The 18,291-nt window shown below is 43.0% G+C and carries 19 protein-coding genes; 3 read left to right on the forward strand and 16 right to left on the reverse strand.

All coding sequences use genetic code 11. The features are described from left to right. Positions 1–59: 59 nt before the first annotated feature. From MKX59_RS15010 to MKX59_RS15030, 5 genes are read right to left on the reverse strand one after another with little or no spacing between them, the layout of a single operon-like run. Positions 60–1,025 (reverse strand): zinc-binding alcohol dehydrogenase family protein, encoded by a 966-nt coding sequence (locus MKX59_RS15010; RefSeq protein WP_023988628.1) that lies wholly within the window; start codon positions 1,023–1,025, stop codon positions 60–62. Then, positions 1,022–1,657 (reverse strand): ABC transporter permease, encoded by a 636-nt coding sequence (locus tag MKX59_RS15015; protein ID WP_023988627.1) that lies wholly within the window; start codon positions 1,655–1,657, stop codon positions 1,022–1,024. The genes MKX59_RS15010 and MKX59_RS15015 overlap by 4 nt, the downstream gene beginning before the upstream one ends. Next, a complete protein-coding gene (locus MKX59_RS15020) occupies positions 1,654–2,424 on the reverse strand; it encodes an ABC transporter ATP-binding protein (RefSeq protein WP_025723011.1) in 771 nt (256 codons plus the stop codon). Before MKX59_RS15020 ends, MKX59_RS15015 begins: the two co-directional genes overlap by 4 nt. Positions 2,425–2,438: 14 nt before the next feature. Then, on the reverse strand, positions 2,439–3,350 hold the full coding sequence (locus MKX59_RS15025; RefSeq protein ID WP_028541278.1) for a glycine betaine ABC transporter substrate-binding protein: 912 nt from the start codon (positions 3,348–3,350) through the stop codon (positions 2,439–2,441). A gap of 9 nt (positions 3,351–3,359) precedes the next feature. Further along, the gene (locus MKX59_RS15030; protein WP_071558735.1) at positions 3,360–4,016 is read right to left on the reverse strand and encodes an ABC transporter permease; all 657 of its coding nucleotides are present in this window, start codon (positions 4,014–4,016) and stop codon (positions 3,360–3,362) included. A gap of 131 nt (positions 4,017–4,147) precedes the next feature. Here MKX59_RS15030 and MKX59_RS15035 point away from each other — a divergent pair, with 131 nt between their 5' ends. Continuing rightward, positions 4,148–4,501 carry a winged helix-turn-helix transcriptional regulator gene (locus tag MKX59_RS15035; RefSeq protein WP_023988623.1) on the forward strand — a complete coding sequence of 118 codons (354 nt, stop codon included), beginning with the start codon at positions 4,148–4,150 and terminating at the stop codon, positions 4,499–4,501. Between the two features lie 182 nt (positions 4,502–4,683). Here MKX59_RS15035 and MKX59_RS15040 read toward each other — a convergent pair whose 3' ends face one another. Then, positions 4,684–5,016 carry a branched-chain amino acid transporter permease gene (locus MKX59_RS15040; RefSeq protein ID WP_071558736.1) on the reverse strand — a complete coding sequence of 111 codons (333 nt, stop codon included), beginning with the start codon at positions 5,014–5,016 and terminating at the stop codon, positions 4,684–4,686. After that, positions 4,997–5,728, reverse strand: coding sequence for an AzlC family ABC transporter permease (locus MKX59_RS15045; protein WP_071558737.1), 732 nt, complete (start codon positions 5,726–5,728; stop codon positions 4,997–4,999). Before MKX59_RS15045 ends, MKX59_RS15040 begins: the two co-directional genes overlap by 20 nt. Before the next feature lie 107 nt (positions 5,729–5,835). Between MKX59_RS15045 and MKX59_RS15050 the strand changes: the two genes are divergently transcribed. Continuing rightward, positions 5,836–7,227 (forward strand): aminotransferase-like domain-containing protein, encoded by a 1,392-nt coding sequence (locus MKX59_RS15050; protein ID WP_071558738.1) that lies wholly within the window; start codon positions 5,836–5,838, stop codon positions 7,225–7,227. A 224-nt stretch (positions 7,228–7,451) separates the two neighbouring features. Here MKX59_RS15050 and MKX59_RS15055 read toward each other — a convergent pair whose 3' ends face one another. The 9 genes from MKX59_RS15055 to MKX59_RS15095 form a co-directional block, all read right to left on the reverse strand. Further along, complete coding sequence (locus MKX59_RS15055) at positions 7,452–7,871, reverse strand: ester cyclase (RefSeq protein WP_071558739.1); 420 nt, start codon at positions 7,869–7,871, stop codon at positions 7,452–7,454. Between the two features lie 245 nt (positions 7,872–8,116). Continuing rightward, on the reverse strand, positions 8,117–8,470 hold the full coding sequence (locus MKX59_RS15060) for a beta-xylosidase family glycoside hydrolase (RefSeq protein WP_053325447.1): 354 nt from the start codon (positions 8,468–8,470) through the stop codon (positions 8,117–8,119). 344 nt (positions 8,471–8,814) lie between these two features. Next, the gene (locus tag MKX59_RS15065; protein ID WP_025723019.1) at positions 8,815–9,123 is read right to left on the reverse strand and encodes a hypothetical protein; all 309 of its coding nucleotides are present in this window, start codon (positions 9,121–9,123) and stop codon (positions 8,815–8,817) included. Positions 9,124–9,243: 120 nt separating this feature from the next. Next, positions 9,244–11,094, reverse strand: coding sequence for an ABC transporter ATP-binding protein (locus tag MKX59_RS15070; protein ID WP_071558740.1), 1,851 nt, complete (start codon positions 11,092–11,094; stop codon positions 9,244–9,246). Continuing rightward, positions 11,087–12,850 (reverse strand): ABC transporter ATP-binding protein, encoded by a 1,764-nt coding sequence (locus MKX59_RS15075; protein ID WP_340858506.1) that lies wholly within the window; start codon positions 12,848–12,850, stop codon positions 11,087–11,089. Before MKX59_RS15075 ends, MKX59_RS15070 begins: the two co-directional genes overlap by 8 nt. 73 nt (positions 12,851–12,923) lie before the next feature. After that, the gene (locus MKX59_RS15080) at positions 12,924–13,334 is read right to left on the reverse strand and encodes a MarR family winged helix-turn-helix transcriptional regulator (protein WP_028541283.1); all 411 of its coding nucleotides are present in this window, start codon (positions 13,332–13,334) and stop codon (positions 12,924–12,926) included. A 562-nt stretch (positions 13,335–13,896) separates the two neighbouring features. Then, on the reverse strand, positions 13,897–14,124 hold the full coding sequence (locus MKX59_RS15085) for a hypothetical protein (protein ID WP_226887813.1): 228 nt from the start codon (positions 14,122–14,124) through the stop codon (positions 13,897–13,899). A gap of 8 nt (positions 14,125–14,132) precedes the next feature. After that, a complete protein-coding gene (locus MKX59_RS15090; protein ID WP_028541284.1) occupies positions 14,133–15,356 on the reverse strand; it encodes a Ger(x)C family spore germination protein in 1,224 nt (407 codons plus the stop codon). Then, a complete protein-coding gene (locus MKX59_RS15095; RefSeq protein ID WP_340858507.1) occupies positions 15,337–16,866 on the reverse strand; it encodes a spore germination protein in 1,530 nt (509 codons plus the stop codon). Before MKX59_RS15095 ends, MKX59_RS15090 begins: the two co-directional genes overlap by 20 nt. 178 nt (positions 16,867–17,044) lie before the next feature. Here MKX59_RS15095 and MKX59_RS15100 point away from each other — a divergent pair, with 178 nt between their 5' ends. After that, the gene (locus tag MKX59_RS15100) at positions 17,045–18,157 is read left to right on the forward strand and encodes a GerAB/ArcD/ProY family transporter (RefSeq protein WP_023988609.1); all 1,113 of its coding nucleotides are present in this window, start codon (positions 17,045–17,047) and stop codon (positions 18,155–18,157) included. Positions 18,158–18,291 lie beyond the last annotated feature (134 nt).

Here is an 18,291-nt window from a genome sequence, read left to right on the forward strand (position 1 = left end):
CACGTTCTAGAGAACATCAACAACGATGTGTCCTACCCTTGAAATCTTAATCTTCTGAACTAATCGTTCAAAATTACGATCTTACCATTCGCATCATTACTCTCCATTAAAAGATGAGCTTCTCGGATTTCTTCTAGCTTGAAAACTTTAGCAATCGGCGGAACAATTCCATGTTCTTTAATATGATTGAACAGGTCGATTAGTACGTTTTCTTTGATAACTTCACTTGTAAATGCCGTAAAATAAACACCTGTCGGTATATCAATTAACGGTTCAAAGGAATCAAGTGTCCATTCATTTCCCAGTATCCCTGACATGCATAAGGTCCCTTGCTCTGAAACCAGTTGCAATGATTCCTTTATTGTGACGGTGCCGACCAACTCCAGGACCTTGTCTACGCCATTTGGAGCGATTTTATAAACTTCTTTTGTAAAATACTCATCATCGAGTAAAGCAAAGTCTGCTCCAGCCTGCTGAAGATATGCTAGCTTTCCGTTGTTCCGAGTGGTTGATATGACTGTGGCGCCTGTACTTTTTGCTAGCTGAAGGGCAGCCAGACCAACAGAACTCGTCCCACCGCGAATGAGAAGCACTTCGTCAGCAGTTAATTGGAGACATTCGAATAAGGACGCATACGCCGTATAATACATTTCTGGAATTGCAGCGAGCTCAGTCCATTTCATTTCAATTGGAATGGAATAAACCTGTTTTGAAGGAATCAAAACATATTCAGCATAACTTCCATCAAATTCTCGGCCTAATCCCCCCATTAATGAAGCAACACGCTCCCCTTTTTGAAATGTGCTGTCAGATGGATCTTCGATCTGCCCTATGCATTCAATACCAATAATCCGTGGGAATTTGACGGATAGGGAATGTCCCTGTCTTGTAAACATTTCAGAGCGGTTTATTCCAAAAGCTTTGATCTTAACAAGTACCCAACCTGGTTTAACTTTGGGGATTGGAACTTCTTTTATCTTTAGTTCTTCAGGTTTACAGGCCCTTTCCAGTACAACAGCCTTCATAAAAGTGATCTCCCCGATCCAATGTAGATTCGTTTTTCAAACTGAATGAATACTGCATTCGTTCCAATAGCGAGACACGCTGACAATACACTTCCCCACAGAATCTTATCTATATTCATGGTTCGTAAGCCATCATTTAATATCGAGCCTAATCCGCCTGCATTTATAAATGCTGCTATAGTCGCCATTCCAACCGTAGATACGGATGCTAGCCTTAATCCTGTAAAAAGAGCTTTGATGGCCAAAGGCACACGAACATGAAGCAATACCTGAATACGGCTCATACCAAGCCCAGTGGCTGCCTCAATAATAGACTGTTCAACATGATTCAAACCTGCAATAAACTGACGTAGTAGGATATATTGGTTATATGCTATGAGCACGGTAATCGCTGTCGTTTTACCCAAACCTGTCACGGGGATCATGATTGCGAACAGGGCCAAGCTGGGAATTGAATAAAGAATCGAAAAGATATAAATGAGTAACCTGGATATCGTTTCTGAAGTCAGGGCTAAAATTGTTAAGAGTACTGTGACGACAATGGAGATCAGCATGATCACAATTAGCATCTCCACATGCTCCAGTAATGCAATTCCTAACTTATCCGGATGCTTAATGGCATATTCGATCACTTTAACCCCTCCCAGAAACGTTCTTGCTCTCTTGAAGATTGAATAAGCGATGCGACAAATTCATCTGCGGGATGAGCAACAATTTCTCTTGGCGTATCAAACTGACAGGCTTTACCTTGATTCATGATTATTACCCTGGTTCCCAGCTTAAATGCTTCATTGATATCATGCGTTACGAATAGGAAGGTTTTCTTAACTCCCCCATGAATCCGCAGAAGTTCATCCTGCAAATTTAGACGAGTCATGGCGTCTATGGCTCCAAAAGGTTCATCCAATAACATTGTATTAGGATTTGTTGCTAAAGCCCTAGCTAGTCCAATTCTCTGTTGCTGACCTCCCGATAGTTGAGAAGGGTAACGATTTAGGTAGTTTACTGGATCTAACCCAACCAAAAGTAACAATTTGTGCACCATTTCATCCACCTTCGTTTTTTCCCATTTCAAAAGCCGGGGCACAGTAGCAATATTTTGTCCAATGGTCATATGAGGAAACAAACCCACTTGCTGAATAACATAGCCAATCCTTCTCCGTAGCGCTACAGGATCAATTTCAGCAATGTCATCACCAAATAGTTTTATCTTCCCTTGGGTAGGTTCAATTAAACGATTTACCATTTTCAATAGTGTGGTTTTTCCTGATCCGGACGAACCCAGTATGGTTATAAATTCGCCTTCCCTAATAGACAGATTGACATGATCAACAGCTAAGTCATTGGAGTTTGCGTATGTTTTGCACACATTTTGGAATTCAATTGCTATAAGACTCATGTTATCCCCCACACTCATTTAATTGAGTCATAAAATTCTTTTGCCACATCTTCATATTCTTTTTTATCCACGTCCACTTTTGCATTCAAGGCGGTTACCGTTTCCGTATCCAGCGCCGCACTCACCTTATTAATAACCTCAGCTATCTCTGGATTTGTATCCAGCACATTATCACGAACAACAGGAGCCAAGTTATACGGAGGCCATACTTGTTTGTCATCTTTCAACAGTGTGAACTGATCTTTATTAACTAGTTGCCCTTCTGTTGTGTAAGCTGGGGCAACATCCGCTTCATTGTTTTTAAGCACTTCATATTTCAAGCTGTTATCATATACTTTAGATGACTTCCAATTGAACTTACCATACACTTTCTCTAGAGCTGGAATTCCGTCTGCACGTTGGTCAACTTCTCCTTGTGAGGCGAATCGAAGCTTACTTACATGTTTTTGTAGATCAGTAATTGTAGTAATTCCTAGATTTTTAGAAACTTCCGAACGAATAACAAGTCCTGCTCCATCATTTGCTTTAGAGTAATCTAGCCAAGTAATTTTAAATTGCTTTTTATATTCTTCCTTAACTTTCTTATAAACCGCGTCAGGATCAGTGAGCATATCTACTTTCAATATGGATAATAAACCGGTACCTGTATATTCTGGATACATATCGATATCGTTGTTAACAATAGATGAATGGATAACGGAGCCCGCAATATTGGGTACTCGTTCTACCTTATATCCCGCACCCTCTAAAGCCAAAGCGTAAAGTTCACCCACAATCAAATTCTCAGTAAAATCTTTCGTACCGATCCGTATCGTTGCTGCTTTATCTTCAGCATTTTCTGTTTTATCACCACATGCACTTAAAATGAGCGACAATACAAGAAAAATTGAAATTGAAAAATACAGTTTTCTCTTGTTTCTAGACATATCTTTTACCTACCTTTTCAAAAATCTATATTTAAACAAAATACGCTCGGACATATCAAGCATTACCCCGACTGTAATTGCTAAAATTCCCACCGAAAACCCACCAATCAAAAGTAAATCCACTCGATTAAGTCCTAAACCAGTAAAGATGATTTCCCCTAATCCACCCGCTCCTATTTTGGCAGCCATGGTAGCACTCGCAATGACCTCAATGGCAGCTATTTTAATCCCTGTCAGAATCATTGGCGCAGCTAATGGGAATTTGACTCGCCACATTACCTGTTGTTCTGACATACCCACTCCATGAGCAGCTTCAAGTAAAAAAGAGGGAACAGACTCTAAACCGGCTATCATATTCATTAATATAGGAGGAATTCCCAACAGTACCAGGGCAATTAAAGCTGGTTTTGTTCCCGTCCCCATAATAGGGATTAAAAGGAGTAGAACAGCTAAACTAGGCATAATTCTTAGAACTTGGAACAAGGATACGATCCATTTCTCTGTTCGTTTGTACTTACAGGTTACGTAACCCAACACAATTCCAATGGAGGCAGAGCAGAGTAAAGCTAGTAAACTTATTATTATATGCTCTTTCCCAGTAGCTAAAAAAACATGCATGTTATTTGAAAAGTAGGCTGTTAATTGCATCCATAAGCTGTCATTCAAGGTTTCTCCACCTTTCGTTTAATTTGCTTTTTCCTCGACCGCTTTATAATATAAGCAATATAATCGTTTTGAAAGTAGGCACCTTTTTATTAGATAGGAACCAAAAAGTAACTATTGGAGGATTAGACCGAATGATTACAAAAAAAGAGTTGCCTCTTTGTCCGGTGGCGACAACGGTTGGACTTATAGGAAACAAATGGAAGTTGCTAATAATGAGAGACCTTTTGAAAGGAACCAAACGTTTTGGTGAACTTCGTAAAAGTATTCCAGAAATCAGTCAAAAAGTTCTAACAGAAAATTTGCGGTCTATGGAAGAGGATGGTATCGTCATTCGAACCGTGTATGCCGAAGTACCACCTAGAGTCGAATACAGCTTGAGTGATTTAGGGAATACTTTAAGACCCATCATTAATGTTATGGAAACGTGGGGTTTGGAATATCATAAGCTCAATGAGGAAATTCCTCGTAACATGAAGGATTCTTAAAAAACTGAGCCCGATTAAGTGTTTTGAGGACGAGAATGACAAGCCTTTGAATATTTTAAAAACAACGGAGGACTAAGGTTAACATTAGTCCTCTTGGGTATTGTTCGTGCAACTGATAGTCACTCCAACTATTTTGTGTAAAGTTTCAATAGCTAACCTGCAACAACGGAGATGATCAACTTTTAGAATATAAATTGGACCAGGAGCATATAGAGCAGTGTACCGCCAGCGATGGATATCAGCATGTTTCTTCTCCAGAGATGCAGCATAATAATGAAGACAATGGAAATCAATTCGGCCACACCATGAGACCCAGAGAAAAAAGTGACATCCTTAACACTGTAAATGACCAGCAGTCCTAAAGCTGCCGAGGGAAGTACTTTGCCGAGATACTGTACATATTTAGGTGTGGGACGTCCCGAAGGGAACAAAATAAATGGAATAAATCGGGTCATTATCGTTCCCAAGACGACCATTCCTATCGTTGTGATGTTTTCAAACAAAGTCATGGACATCGTGTCTCTCACCTGTCATTCTATCTAGTGATTTTCTCATGAAGGAGAGCACGATAAGAAGACCTATCATAGATGGAACGATGAAATTTTCGCTATTAAAAATAAGCAGACAAAGGATCGAAATTCCCAAACCCAACACTGCACTATGATGTGTGCTCTCTTTCATCCATTGTTCAACAAAGATCACAACAAAGAGCGCTGTCATCACAAACTCAAGCCCCTCCATATTAATGCGCACCAGAGATCCGAAAAATCCACCAATGGCAGCGCCAAATACCCAGTAGCTATGATTAAGCAGAGTTACGAAAAACATATACCATCCCTTGTCCACTTCTTTGGGAATGTTTGCAGTGTAATTAATTGAAAACGATTCATCACATAGTCCAAAAATTAGATAGAACTTTTTGAATCCGTTGCCTCTGTATTTTTCAAGCATGGATATGCCATAAAATAAATGCCGGGCGTTCACCATTAAGGCCATTAGCAAGGCACCTAGTGGATTGAACGGACCGAGCAGTAAATGCACTGCAACAAATTCCATGGATCCGGCAAAAATAAATAGGGCCATAAGGATCGCATACCCCGCACCAAAGCCAGATATATTCATAAGAATGCCGTAGGCAATCCCTAGAAACAAGAATCCAGCCAGTATGGGAAGTGTGGAAGGGAAAGCTGATTTAAAGGCCAATTGAAGCTTACTTCTGTGTATCATCGTTGCTACATCTCCTTGACAAGATTACATTTCTTCGTTAGTTTAGCAATGTAAATCCATACAATCAATGATACAATTGTATGCATTACAATATTGTGAGGTGTGCTATGCCATTTAATTCGTTTGAACATTATCCGATGTCGTGGAAACCTGACAGGGATAGATTGCAACGACCGCTTTATCGCTCTCTCGCCCTATTGCTGGAACATGACATCAGACATGGCTTTTTGGCTCCGGGTACAAAACTTCCCCCTCAGCGAGAGCTGGCCGATTTTTTGGATGTGAACTTCACAACGATTACACGCGCATACAAGCTTTGCGAGCTTAAAGGATTAATTCATGGTGTGACCGGAAACGGCACCTTTGTTTCAGCCAACGCGGCTCGGTCGGTCACCATTTCAAAAGATCCATCCTCAAACGTACATATTGACCTTGGTTTTGTTGCCTCATTTGAGCAAACCAATGATCTGGTTACTGAGGCCTTAAAGCACGTGGTAGAGAAAAGTTATCTGGAACAGCTATTGAATTACAATGATCCTGCAGGTGTCCCGCATCATAAACTGGCTGCTCTCAATTGGATGAAGGCTTTTGGCATCCAGGCCGATACTGAACATATGGCGATCGTTTCAGGAGCCCAAAATGCATTAGCTATTACACTCTTAGCACTGTTTGAACCCGGGGACCGAATTGCGGTTGACCAGTATACGTATGCCAATTTTATTGAAGTCTCCAAAATGTTTCGTATCAAACTAGTTCCCATTTCAGGGGATGAGTATGGTATGTTACCTGAAGCTCTGGAAGACCAATGTTCTCAATCGAATTTACATGGTGTGTTTTTAATGCCTTCCTGCGCTAATCCCACGACCATTGTAATTCCGGAAAAGCGAAAAAAAGAATTAGCTCAGATCATTCAAAAACATCATTTGATCCTGATTGAGGACGACATTCATGCCTTTTTGTCAGCGGACATTATAGATCATTATGGTCAGCCGATGTATCAGCTGCTCCCTGAACAAACGGTTTATATTTGTAGCACCGCCAAATCCATCTGCTCAGGTCTTCGAGTGGCCTATATCGTGTTTAACGAAGCATTCAAAGACACAATGATGAAGGCCATATACAACGTCAACGTCAAAACATCCTCTTTGGACGCAGAGATCGTAACTGAGCTGATTCTGTCAGGAAAAGCAAATATGATTGTTACGAAGAAAAAACAATTGGCCGAGACAGCCAACCAGTTATTTGCTGAATTCTTCCCAAATACTCTCCACGGGGGACATCCACTGAGTTTTTATCGATGGCTACGTTTACCAAAAGTTATGCACGAAGCTTATTCTGAAGGTTTTTTTCTGGAAAAAGGGGTTCGTGTATTTCATTCCAATCGATTTCTGAGCGGTGGGAATGCAGAAGAAAATTATCTAAGAGTAGCGCTTTCATCCACTAGTTCTTTAGAGGAATTAAGAAGAGGATTAGAGATTTTAAGAGAGAGCCTCGAATGAATTGATGTCTTGATGCGTATAGCTACATTCAAAGGCTCAGGCATTATTTTATTTATATTTCATAACAAAGTACGAATGTTCACAGCACAAACAGTGTATGTCTTTTATTCGTCTAAAATGGAAAGCTTCCCTATGTAGCTTCCATTTTAAACGAACATTTGTCCTACTTAGCTACATATCCATCGAACAAAGAACACCATCAGATGTCGTATTGAAATGAACCTCTACGAACTTGGAACAGCGCCAATTTGTTGAAGTAATCCAAGCATATCGGGTTGACCATATTCTTCTACAATTTGCCCATCAGAGAATCGATAAAAATTCATCGCTTGAACCTCGATGGTTTTCCCTGTTGGAGGAAAACCGAAGAAACTGCCTTGGTGCGTACCTCGCATAATGAATCGCGCAGCCACCTTATCGCCTTCAGCAACCATCTCCTTCAGTGTCCATTGGATATCAGGGAAGCCAGTTCGCATCATTTGGATAATTGCAAGATATCCATCCGGTCCCTTCATCGCATCTTCCCGTGCTGGGACATAGAAAATCGCATTTGGGGCAATAAGTTCTTCTGCTAGCTTTACGCTAGCCGTATTTATGAACTCTGTAAACCGGTGCATCTGTTGTTTATTCGCTTCAATTGTCATTCTCAAATTCCTTTCAAAATTTTTTATCCTTTTCGTTTCGTGCCCATCACCATTGAAGTAAAAGGTTCCTGCTTGATCAGTAAATCTCCCTCACACATCAATATCATAATTGATAACTAAAGACTTCAAAGTTACAATATTAATTTAACCTAGGTTTTCAAATTCATAATAAGTTCGCTCGTGTTTTTTGTGAAGTAGGCACCTTAATGTTCTATAGTAACCATTTGGTAACTAATAATACTTATTTATTCATTCATTTCATCAACGTTATATTCGAAAAAATCAAAATCAGCATATTGTTGATGTTTAACACGATCGGCACAGGTCAAGCCAACAAAACTACCTGTAAACTCACCATACTTGCTATATTCATCAGAGAATATCGTGGTATCTAAGCCAATTCCAATAGCTTCATATTCTTTACCGTCATAACTCCTGAGCGACTGAAAATGTGTTCCTGCATAAAAGCGAAGCGTATACGCAATATTGCTGTAGGACGTAATCGGATTGTTCGCTGCCTGGTCCACATCCTGGGAGTTTACCGTCAACGGTTGTTCGCTAATTTTCCAGCTTGAACTGCCTCCCGTAATGAGAAACAACGAAATATCTCTAACATAGCATACGTCCCCCCTTTCGTTGATCCAGCTGTTAAGTCTCTTAGCATCCAGCCAATGAATATGTATTTTGTGGTTATGGATTGTTCTTACCAGTATATTGACATATCAGGTCTTCCGTCTTCTTCACATCTGCCAATAAGAGGCGATCAGCGGATGAAGTCTACCATTTTGTAGCTTTACTATGTCCACTGCAGTTACGTGGTTAACAAAAATGCTGACATCTATGTAACTCGATGTCAGCAGTCAGAAATCAGCACTGTCCATTGCTGTAAAGATACACTACGAAGTCAATAACCTTCAGCAGAATAAAAATAGTGAGTAGTTCTTCACCCATCCACCACATCTGCTTGCAAATCTGTTGCAATTTCAATCATCTTAGGCACGACAGCCTCATCGGAAATAGCCACATACACATCCCCCATGTAATGGCGAAAAGGTATTTCTACGTCAGCATACTTCCACATGAAAAAATCTCCCTCAATCGACATGGTGCTCTCAGCACCTTGTATAATAAGCACTCGTGAATACGAAAAGTCTGGCTGGGATGCAAAGTAATCTTTGCACTCCTCCAGGGAAATGGATTGCTCCACCGGACTTTCCTGCATGGAACGGGTGATTCGAAAACGCTGGTTCATTGATCTGCCTCCACAATTATGATTAAGAAATTCTGGCTTTCATACCTTATAATGTCCACTTGCTGATGTCAATGTTGATGGAACTATATGGATATTTATTATGTTTTCAAGCAGTTACTTTTAGGATGCATGTTCAAACTGACTGTTGTATAGATCAGCATAGAAGCCGCCTTTAGCCAGCAATTCCTCATGGTTACCCATTTCGATAATGTCACCATCCTTCATGACCAGAATCAGATCCGCATTCTTGATCGTCGAAAGTCGGTGAGCAATCACAAAGGAGGTTTTCCCCACAGTCAGCTGGTCCATCGCTTGTTGAATCAGCAATTCCGTACGCGTATCAACCGAGCTTGTGGCCTCATCCAGAATGAGCATGGGTGAATCTTCAATCATCGCTCTTGCAATGGTAATCAATTGCTTTTGACCGGCGGAGAGATTGGCTTTGTCGTCCAGCACTGTATCATAGCCCTGCGGCAGTGTTTTAATGAAGCTGTGCAGCCCCACCGCTCTACTAGCAGCTTCCACCTGCTCATCGGTAACATGATCTTTGGAAAAGACGATATTGTCACGAATCGTTCCTTCGAACAGCCAGGTATCCTGAAGCACCATACAGAATAATTCATGAATATTCTCACGCGTTAATTGACTAATCGGGGTTCCGTCAATGTAGATTTCTCCATCGTTCAGCTCATAAAACCGCATGAGCAAATTCACGAGCGTGGTCTTACCGGCGCCTGTCGGACCGACAATGGCAATTTTCTGACCAGCTTCAGCTTTCATGGAGAAGTCCTTGATAATCATACGGTCTGTATTATAGCCGAAACGGACATGTTTGAATTCGACATCCCCTTTGGCGGTGTCCAGCTTTATGGTCTTGTGACGCTCATCTGCCAATTCTTCTTCACCCAGAAATTCGAATACACGTTCACTGGCGGCAGCCGCCGACTGCAGATTGGTTGCGGCCTGTGCCAGCTGCGACAAGGGCTGTGTAAACAGACGAATATACACCATGAAGGCGACAATAGTTCCGATAGTTATAGTCTGTTGGTTGACCAGCAAAGCTCCCACGACACAAACCGCGACATAACCAAAATTTCCAATGAACATCATGACTGGCATCATCAGACCAGACATGAACTGGGACTTCCATGCATTTGTATATAGGCGGCTGTTAATGCCATGAAACACTTCCTTGGCTGCTTGTTCCCCGTTATATACCTTGACTACGTTATGACCAGCATAGGTTTCTTCGATATGACCGTTGATCTGGCCAAGCTCCGCTTGCTGTGCTACAAAGTATTTCTGTGAATGCTTCATAATCACGCTCATCAGGCAAAAGCCGATCAGCGTAGCTACAATTCCGGTAACGGTCATGATCCAGTTTGTATAAAGCATCATAATCAAGGCGCCCACAAAGGTAGCCAGTGCACCGACAAGCGTGCCGAGACTGTTGTTTAACGTTTGTCCGATGGTATCGACATCGTTGGTTACGCGGCTAAGCACATTACCGTAACTCGTAGAGTCAAAATACTTCAAAGGCATATGATCGATTTTTTGAGACAGCTCTGTCCGCATCTTCTTTGTAAGACGCTGTGAGACGGTTGCCGTAATGAAGCCCTGGAAATAGTTAAAGATAAGACCAAATCCATATAAAAGCGCCAATACAAGAACAATCTTCTGAACAGCACTTACATCAATCCCGGTTACGATTCCTTCCTGAATCAGGTTGGCAATATCACTGAGCTTATCCGGGCCAATCACGTTGAGGGTGGAGCCGACCAAGGCCAGTACCATAGCTAGTATAATCATAGGCACATAGGCCTTGCTGTAGGATATAAGCTGTCTGATGGTCTTTTTAAAATTATTCGCTTTTTCACCAGCACCCTTGCCCCCCGCAGGGCCTTTACCCATGGGACCTCCCTGATTCATTTTCATTTGCTGGCTGTCGACGGTGTGTTCATTCTTATCCATGTATGAGTTCCTCCTTCGAAAGCTGCGAATATGCGATCTCCTGATAAGTGCTGCAGTTCGTCATCAGCTCTTCATGCGTGCCGCTCCCTACAATCTCTCCCTGGTCCAGCACGATAATCCGATCAGCGTCTTTGATCGTACCTATGCGCTGACCAACGATAAGTGTCGTAGCGTGGCCGGTTTCTTTTTTGAGAGCGGAGCGCAGAATCCGGTCTGTTCTGTAGTCTAGTGCCGAGAAGGAATCATCGAAAATATAAATCTCCGGCTGACGGTAGATGGCACGCGCAATGGACAGCCGCTGCTTTTGACCACCGGACACATTCGCTCCACCTTGCGAAATTCTACCCTGATATTGACCATCCATTTTTTCGACAAACTCCGTTCCTTGAGCAATACCAACGGCTTCTTTGACAAGTTTCTCCGAAGCTCCTGCTCTTCCGTTATCACCGTACGAAACGTTGGATACGACCGTACCGTTGAACAGTACAGCTCTCTGAGGAACATACCCGATTTTGTTATGGAGTGCCTGCTGATTATAGTTCCTGACATTCACAGCGTCCACGAGTACCTCTCCCTCGGTCACATCATAGAAACGGGGAATCAGATTGATCACGCTGGTTTTGCCGCTGCCTGTAGCGCCAATAAAGGCAACCGTCTCGCCTCGTTTCGCCGTGAAGCTGATGTTGCGAAGCACGGCCTCCTCCGCGTCCGGATATTTGAAGCTGACATTACGGAATTCCACTTGCCCCATAACGCTCTCTTCTCCAGTCGTCTCATGCCCATTAACGATGCTGGATTCGGTATTCAAAACCTCCATGATCCGTTTGGCAGAGATCGAGGCGCGAGGCATCAGGATGAATATCATACTTACCATCATAAAGGCCATAACCACCTGCATTGCATAAGAGGAGAATACGACCATATTGGAGAACAGCGTGATGCGGTCTGGCACGGCCGCCCCGTTAATCAGGTAAGCGCCGATCCAATAGATAGAGACACTCAGACCTGACATAATAAAGGTCATACCTGGGCCAATCATCGTCATTAAACGGTTCGCAAACAGGTTTGTATTCGTCAACTCGACGTTAGCCTGCTCGAACTTCTCCTGCTGATACTGATCTGCATTATAAGCGCGTACTACCCGAAGTCCGATCAGATGCTCACGTGTTACCCTGTTCAGATTATCGGTGAGACGCTGGATTCTCTGGAAACTTGGAAGAGCGAAAACAACAATGACACTTAGCATCAGGATCAGAGCAGCCACGGCCGCTCCTGTGGAGGCGGTCCACTGCCAGTTTTTATCTGCAATCTTCACAATGGCCCACACGGCCAGAATCGGTGCCTTGATGATCACCTGCAGCCCCAGCGCAACCACCGTTTGAATCTGCGTAACATCGTTCGTGGAGCGGGTAATGAGGCTTGCCGTCGAAAAGTTGTTCATCTCTTCCATCGAAAAGGATAAGGTCTTGTCAAAGACCATCGCACGCAGACGCATAGCCAGCCCTGCAGCCACCTTTGCCGCGAAATAGCCCACAATAATAGATGCAATCATACTGCCGACGGCACAAAACAACATGTAACTGCCGGGAATCAGCAGTTCGGACACAGGCGTTCCTTCCGTTTGCAGCTTGGTCGTAATTTCCGCCATATAATCAGGTAGCTTCAGATCAAGCCATACCTGCACAACGATGAAGGCTAGGCTGCAAACCACAAGCATCCATTCATTTTTCTTGAGATATTTGAATATCTTTAGCATTCTGTTGCTCTCCTTTTATCTGATAGTCTTTGATGCTTGGTGAAGTATGGTGCATCCTGCTCTGCATAGAAATTCAGCTTCTAGAGACAATAAGCTTAATGAGTCGGATCAGTTCTTTGGCATCTTCTTCGTCTAACTTTCGAAGAACATTCTCGGTCCATGCGATTCCTTCATTATGCCTATCAATCATAAATTGCTTACCTGAATCCGTAATGAATACAATTACCTTACGTTTGTCGCTGACATCAGTACGCCGTACAACTAGTCCTTTCTTCTCCAGGCTCTTCAGTGCCGTTGCTACCCGTCCCGTACTGACGGACAAGTATTCGCTCAAGTGGCCAGAGGTAACCCCGTCCTTATTGAAATTCAGACAAATGAGAATCCCCATTTCGCCACGTGAAAAGTGCCCTCGTTCCTCTAATGCCGGTTTCCGCGATTTGACGATATACTCGAATAGTTCTGTCGCTAATGCTTTATAATCCAATGGTCACAACACCTTCTCGCTAATACCTTATAGTATGAGATAATTAATCTTATAGTATAAGATAATAATAATGTCGGGTTATAAAGTCAATTAGAGAAAATATGGAATACAAAAAATCCTCCGTAACCAGCTTGTATTTTTACCAATTTTTCTACACAAAAGTCCAATGGAAATGACAAAAGAAAACTTGAGGAGCAGTTTGCAGCAGATATGGAGAAATCTCATGAATCTTGAAAAAGACCGCATCAGTACGGCTCAAATAATATTACTTGGGCTTTTCTCACTTATCGGGGATATGTAAGAGACTGCTTCTAAAAGTAAAGCAGCAGCTCACTAGGACTTGAAAAATAAAGTCTTAGACTGCTGCTGCTTTTACCAACATTCACTTCTACTATTAAAATCAAAGATACTACTACTATTTTTAAAAGCATTTCCTGATAGCAGCATTTCGCTGTTCAAGCAACCATCTCCCGCCACTCAACTGTGACCCATGATATCAACAAGATCAAACTATTAGGAACGGAGCGCTTTCCGAGGTACAAAAGGTGAATTTCCTTACAACCTAATAAAACCAGGATGTAAACAGATTGTTAACCGGTTTATAGATCATCATGACCAGAAGCAATGGGCTCGGCACATTGATTTTGTACAAGGAGCAGACCACTACACCAATGCCCGTGATCCAAAACAAGCCCCAGACCAGAAGGTCACGGCGCCTGCTTCCTCGTGTCAGCAAAGGCACATCGATGACCGCACAAACCGCTGCTGTTGCCAGAAAAAGCAGTAACACTATTGCGCTCACTCCTTGATATCTTCAATAAAAGATTTGTCTGTAATACCAATTCGGTTAATCGACACGCTGGCTTTGTAATGGATAGGTAGCGATTTTAGGTAATTGTCCCCTTTTTTCTGTTGTAGCCTAGCCCAAGCTTGGGGGTTGGCACGGTAGATCAACTGTCCAAAGCCCATAATATCCACATTATAGCGCTCATTAATTTGCTTAACTGCAGTTTTCATCCGCAAGATAATTCGTTCTTCCGATTTCCTTTCCAGCCCTGTAATCACGCGCTCTGCTTCCAGATTATCTTTGCTCATTACCTCTTCAACATTACACAAGGCCTTTACATGGATGTAAATATGTGGTTCACCGTCAATAATCTTGACTTTACGTTTGGTGTCTGTATGAAGTGCTTCAATGACGATGGGCCGTCCGTCGTCTCCTATTACAGAACCTGAGCTTTTGACAACGTTATTGGTGATATAATTGTAGCCAATCGTCTCGTTATCGCTTAACCACCCGATCATCTTATCCTTCCGAAATACGGCTATATTACTGTACTGTAATTTGGCTGTGGGCGAGCTATCTTCCACATTGCTCTTCTTTTCGCCCTCACTAACACTGCCGGACATCTTCACTCCGGTTAGCACCGGATTCTTCCCCTCGTACAACAAATCTTCAATAAATTGGTTCAAAGAAACAGCGACTGTTTTGCCCGATGTCTTATAAGATTTGTCCAGGGAATTATATAATTTACTTGCCGGCAATCTCTCTAGCGGGGTAAGGACCTTCAGAACATCTTCGGCAGTGGTGTCTTTGGCGACCATGGCATAGTAATCATTACGCGGCTCTCGGCTCCGCTTCATCATATCAAGTGCCTCGCTAATTCCTGCCCGGGCAAGCTCCTCTCCAATCACCAGTATACGGATATGTCCATAGTAGCCGGCTCTCGCACTTTCCAGACTGTACTTGCGCTGGGCTTCATAAATCGTTGGGACCGTAAAGGTAGATACAATCACTGGCACCCCGGCACCTCCCGTCCCTCCCGCCGCCTGCGAGGCAATTGCTGAAGGAATAACCACCTGCAGTGTAACCTTATAGCCAGATTCAGCCTTATCTAGCCCCATTCCCAGCACAAAGGCCATTTCATTTAACTCCTGTCTTTCCCAGCACCCGCTGAGCAGCATAGGGACCAAAAGGGTAAGCAGCAGTCGCGAAACAGTTTTACGGTTTTTTGGGCTCATCTGCCGACTCCTTTTGCTTGGTTGTGCTTTGACGGTCAAGATTTTGAATCATACTTTCTGCCGGCCTTGTCTTTAAACGCGGCCAGGTAAAGCGGAAGATGGAATCCTTCAGATCATTTGAACGGTATGGACCGATCGGACTCATATAGGGCATGCCAAAAGAACGCAGACTCGCCAAATGCAGCACGATTAAAAAGATACCGAATAGTATTCCGTATAGTCCAATAAAGCCAGCTAGTCCGATAAGAACAAAGCGAATGATTCTTGCAGCGATCGACATGCCCGTCTCTGGTATCACAAAACTGGATATGGCCGTAATGGATACAATGATAACCATTGCTGATGAGATAAAGCCCGCGGCAACCGCCGCCTGTCCTATTACAAGTGTTCCAACAATGGATATCGCCTGCCCTATATTTTTTGGAATCCTCACTCCCGCCTCCCGCAAAATCTCATACGTTAATTCCATGAGTACTGCCTCCACAAATGCAGGAAAAGGAACGCTTTCTCTCTGTGCGGCAAGGCTGATAACCAGATTGGTAGGGATCATCTCCTGATGATAAGTCGTAACCGCCACATAAAATGAAGGCGCAAGCAACGTAATGAAAAAGGAAAGAAAACGGATGAACCGTAGCAAGGTGGCAATATCGGCCCGCTGATAATAATCTTCGGCAGATTGAAAAAAAGCGACAAAAAAGGTAGGCACCAACAGGACAAAGGGGGTTCCATCCACAAGAATCGCCACTTTGCCTTCCAGGATTCCCGCTGCGATAGTATCCGGCCGGTCGCTGTTATAGATCGTGGGGAACGGCGTAGCAGCCGTATCTTGAATAAACTCCTCAATATATCCGCTCTCCAGGATACTGTCCGTATCTATTTTGGCCAATCTGCGCTTCACCTCCTGCACCAGGTCAGGATTAGCGATGTTGGCGAGATACATAATGGATACACTGGTTTGAGTCACCTTACCAATTTGGAAGGTTTCTAGCCATAGCTGGCTATCTTTAATTTTCCTTCGAATCAGCGCCGTGTTTGTCCGCATATTTTCCGTGAACCCTTCCATCGGCCCACGTACAACTGATTGTGAGCTTGGTTCGCCTACATTGCGGTCCTCCCATCCAGGCAGTCCGATCCGTAGGGCGCTGGATGTTCCGTCAACCAGCACCATGATATTACCGGATAACAGCTCATGAACAAATTGCCCAAGGTCATGCGTGACGGATAGATCCCCCGCAATCAGCATACGTTTTCGCAAAAGCTCAATCTTCTGATTAGCATCAAGATCTCTCATTTGGTCAGGGGTACAACGTTCCAGAAGCGAAAATAATATGGAATTATGCAGAACCTGTGTATCCACAAGACCATCAATATAAAGCAAAGCGATATGCGTAGACTCATCCAATTCCAGCTTTTTAGTGATCAAATCGGTGCTTGTCCCGAGCAGTTGAACCAACTGCACCAAATTGTCCTCCAAGCGGTGTGATAATGTGCCAGTAATTGTATCCTTCATGTCACAACCTCCGCATTCCGTGAGCAAACTACAAATAGTATGACAGAAGAACTTGATAATTATCCCCTTAACATTCCTTTTCGACTATCAATTAATAATTATGTTATAAAATCACATACTAAAGGAAATGACAAAAGAAAACTTGAGGGGCAGTTTGCAGCAGATTTGGAGGAATCTCATGAATCTTGAAAAAGACCGGATCAGTACGGCTCAAATGATGTTACTTGGACTTTTCTCGCTAATCGGGGAAATGGCACTTGTGTATCCTGCAGCAATGGCAACCGGAGCCCACGAGGATGCGTGGATTGCCGCCTTGATTAGTATTCCGCTAGGACTTGCATGCGTAAAGCTGATGATATCTACATCAAATATTGATCCAACTAAAACGATTATTGAGCTTTCATTACAAGTATTAGGAAAATGGGTGGGTGGAGCTGTAGCGTTGAGTTATTTATTCTTTTTCCTGATTGCAGCCTCCACCTATATCAGAGAAATCGAAGATTTCATGTGCACACAGATTTACGAAGGGACACCCGGCGGGGTCATTCGCTTCATGGCGATTTTTCTGTTGGTGTATGGCTTGCGGCTGGGTCTTGAAACGCTGGGCAGAGCAGCCCAGATTTTTTTTCCTTTCTTTGCGTTTTTTCTGATTTGCCTAATCGTTCTCCTGTTCCCCGATGTCAAGATGGAGCGTATCCATCCTATTTTGAATACATCGTTTCCTGACATGCTGCACACCATTATGTTCGGTGTATTTTATCCCTTTGGAGAAATGTGCGTGTTCTTCATGGTGTATCCCTATGTCCAAAAACAAAGCAATACGAGCCGCAATATATTCATTTCTTTGTTGATCGGAGCTGTTGGACTCAACCTCATTTTGTTTCTCTCCCTAACAGTACTCGGGGCATATTTCTCAGAACACGAATTTTACGCTGCCTATATTCTTGCCCAGAGAATCAACATTGCCAATTTTTTGCAGCGGATTGAGGCTTTAATGGCCACCACGTGGATCATTAGCACCTATTTCAAAACAGCGCTTTTCTTTTACGCATTTGTTTTGGGGACAGCTCAGCTACTAAAGCTAAAATCCTATCGGCCATTGATCTTTCCAGTGGCATTTCTGATTTACGGACTGTCGCATCTGATTGCAAAAAATATTATTTTCTACGTCAAGGAGATCCCCGCCTACTGGGTAGATTGGGATTTCACCCATGCCATCGCTTTCCCGTTAATCCTGCTCGTTGTTTATCATATCAGGAAACGTATCAGTCACAACAACCAGCTAACGTAACTTTCGGGGCATATTCGGCAATCTTACGCACTTCTCCCTCCACAATTGCAAACCTTCTTCCATCTTCCATGCTCTCCGTGATCGCAGAGTTCATTCAATTAGACCTTTTGTAGAGTACCTTGATAGAGTACTTT

This window comes from Paenibacillus sp. FSL R7-0340, assembly GCF_038002205.1.
Taxonomy (GTDB): Bacteria; Bacillota; Bacilli; order Paenibacillales; family Paenibacillaceae; genus Paenibacillus; species Paenibacillus polymyxa_B.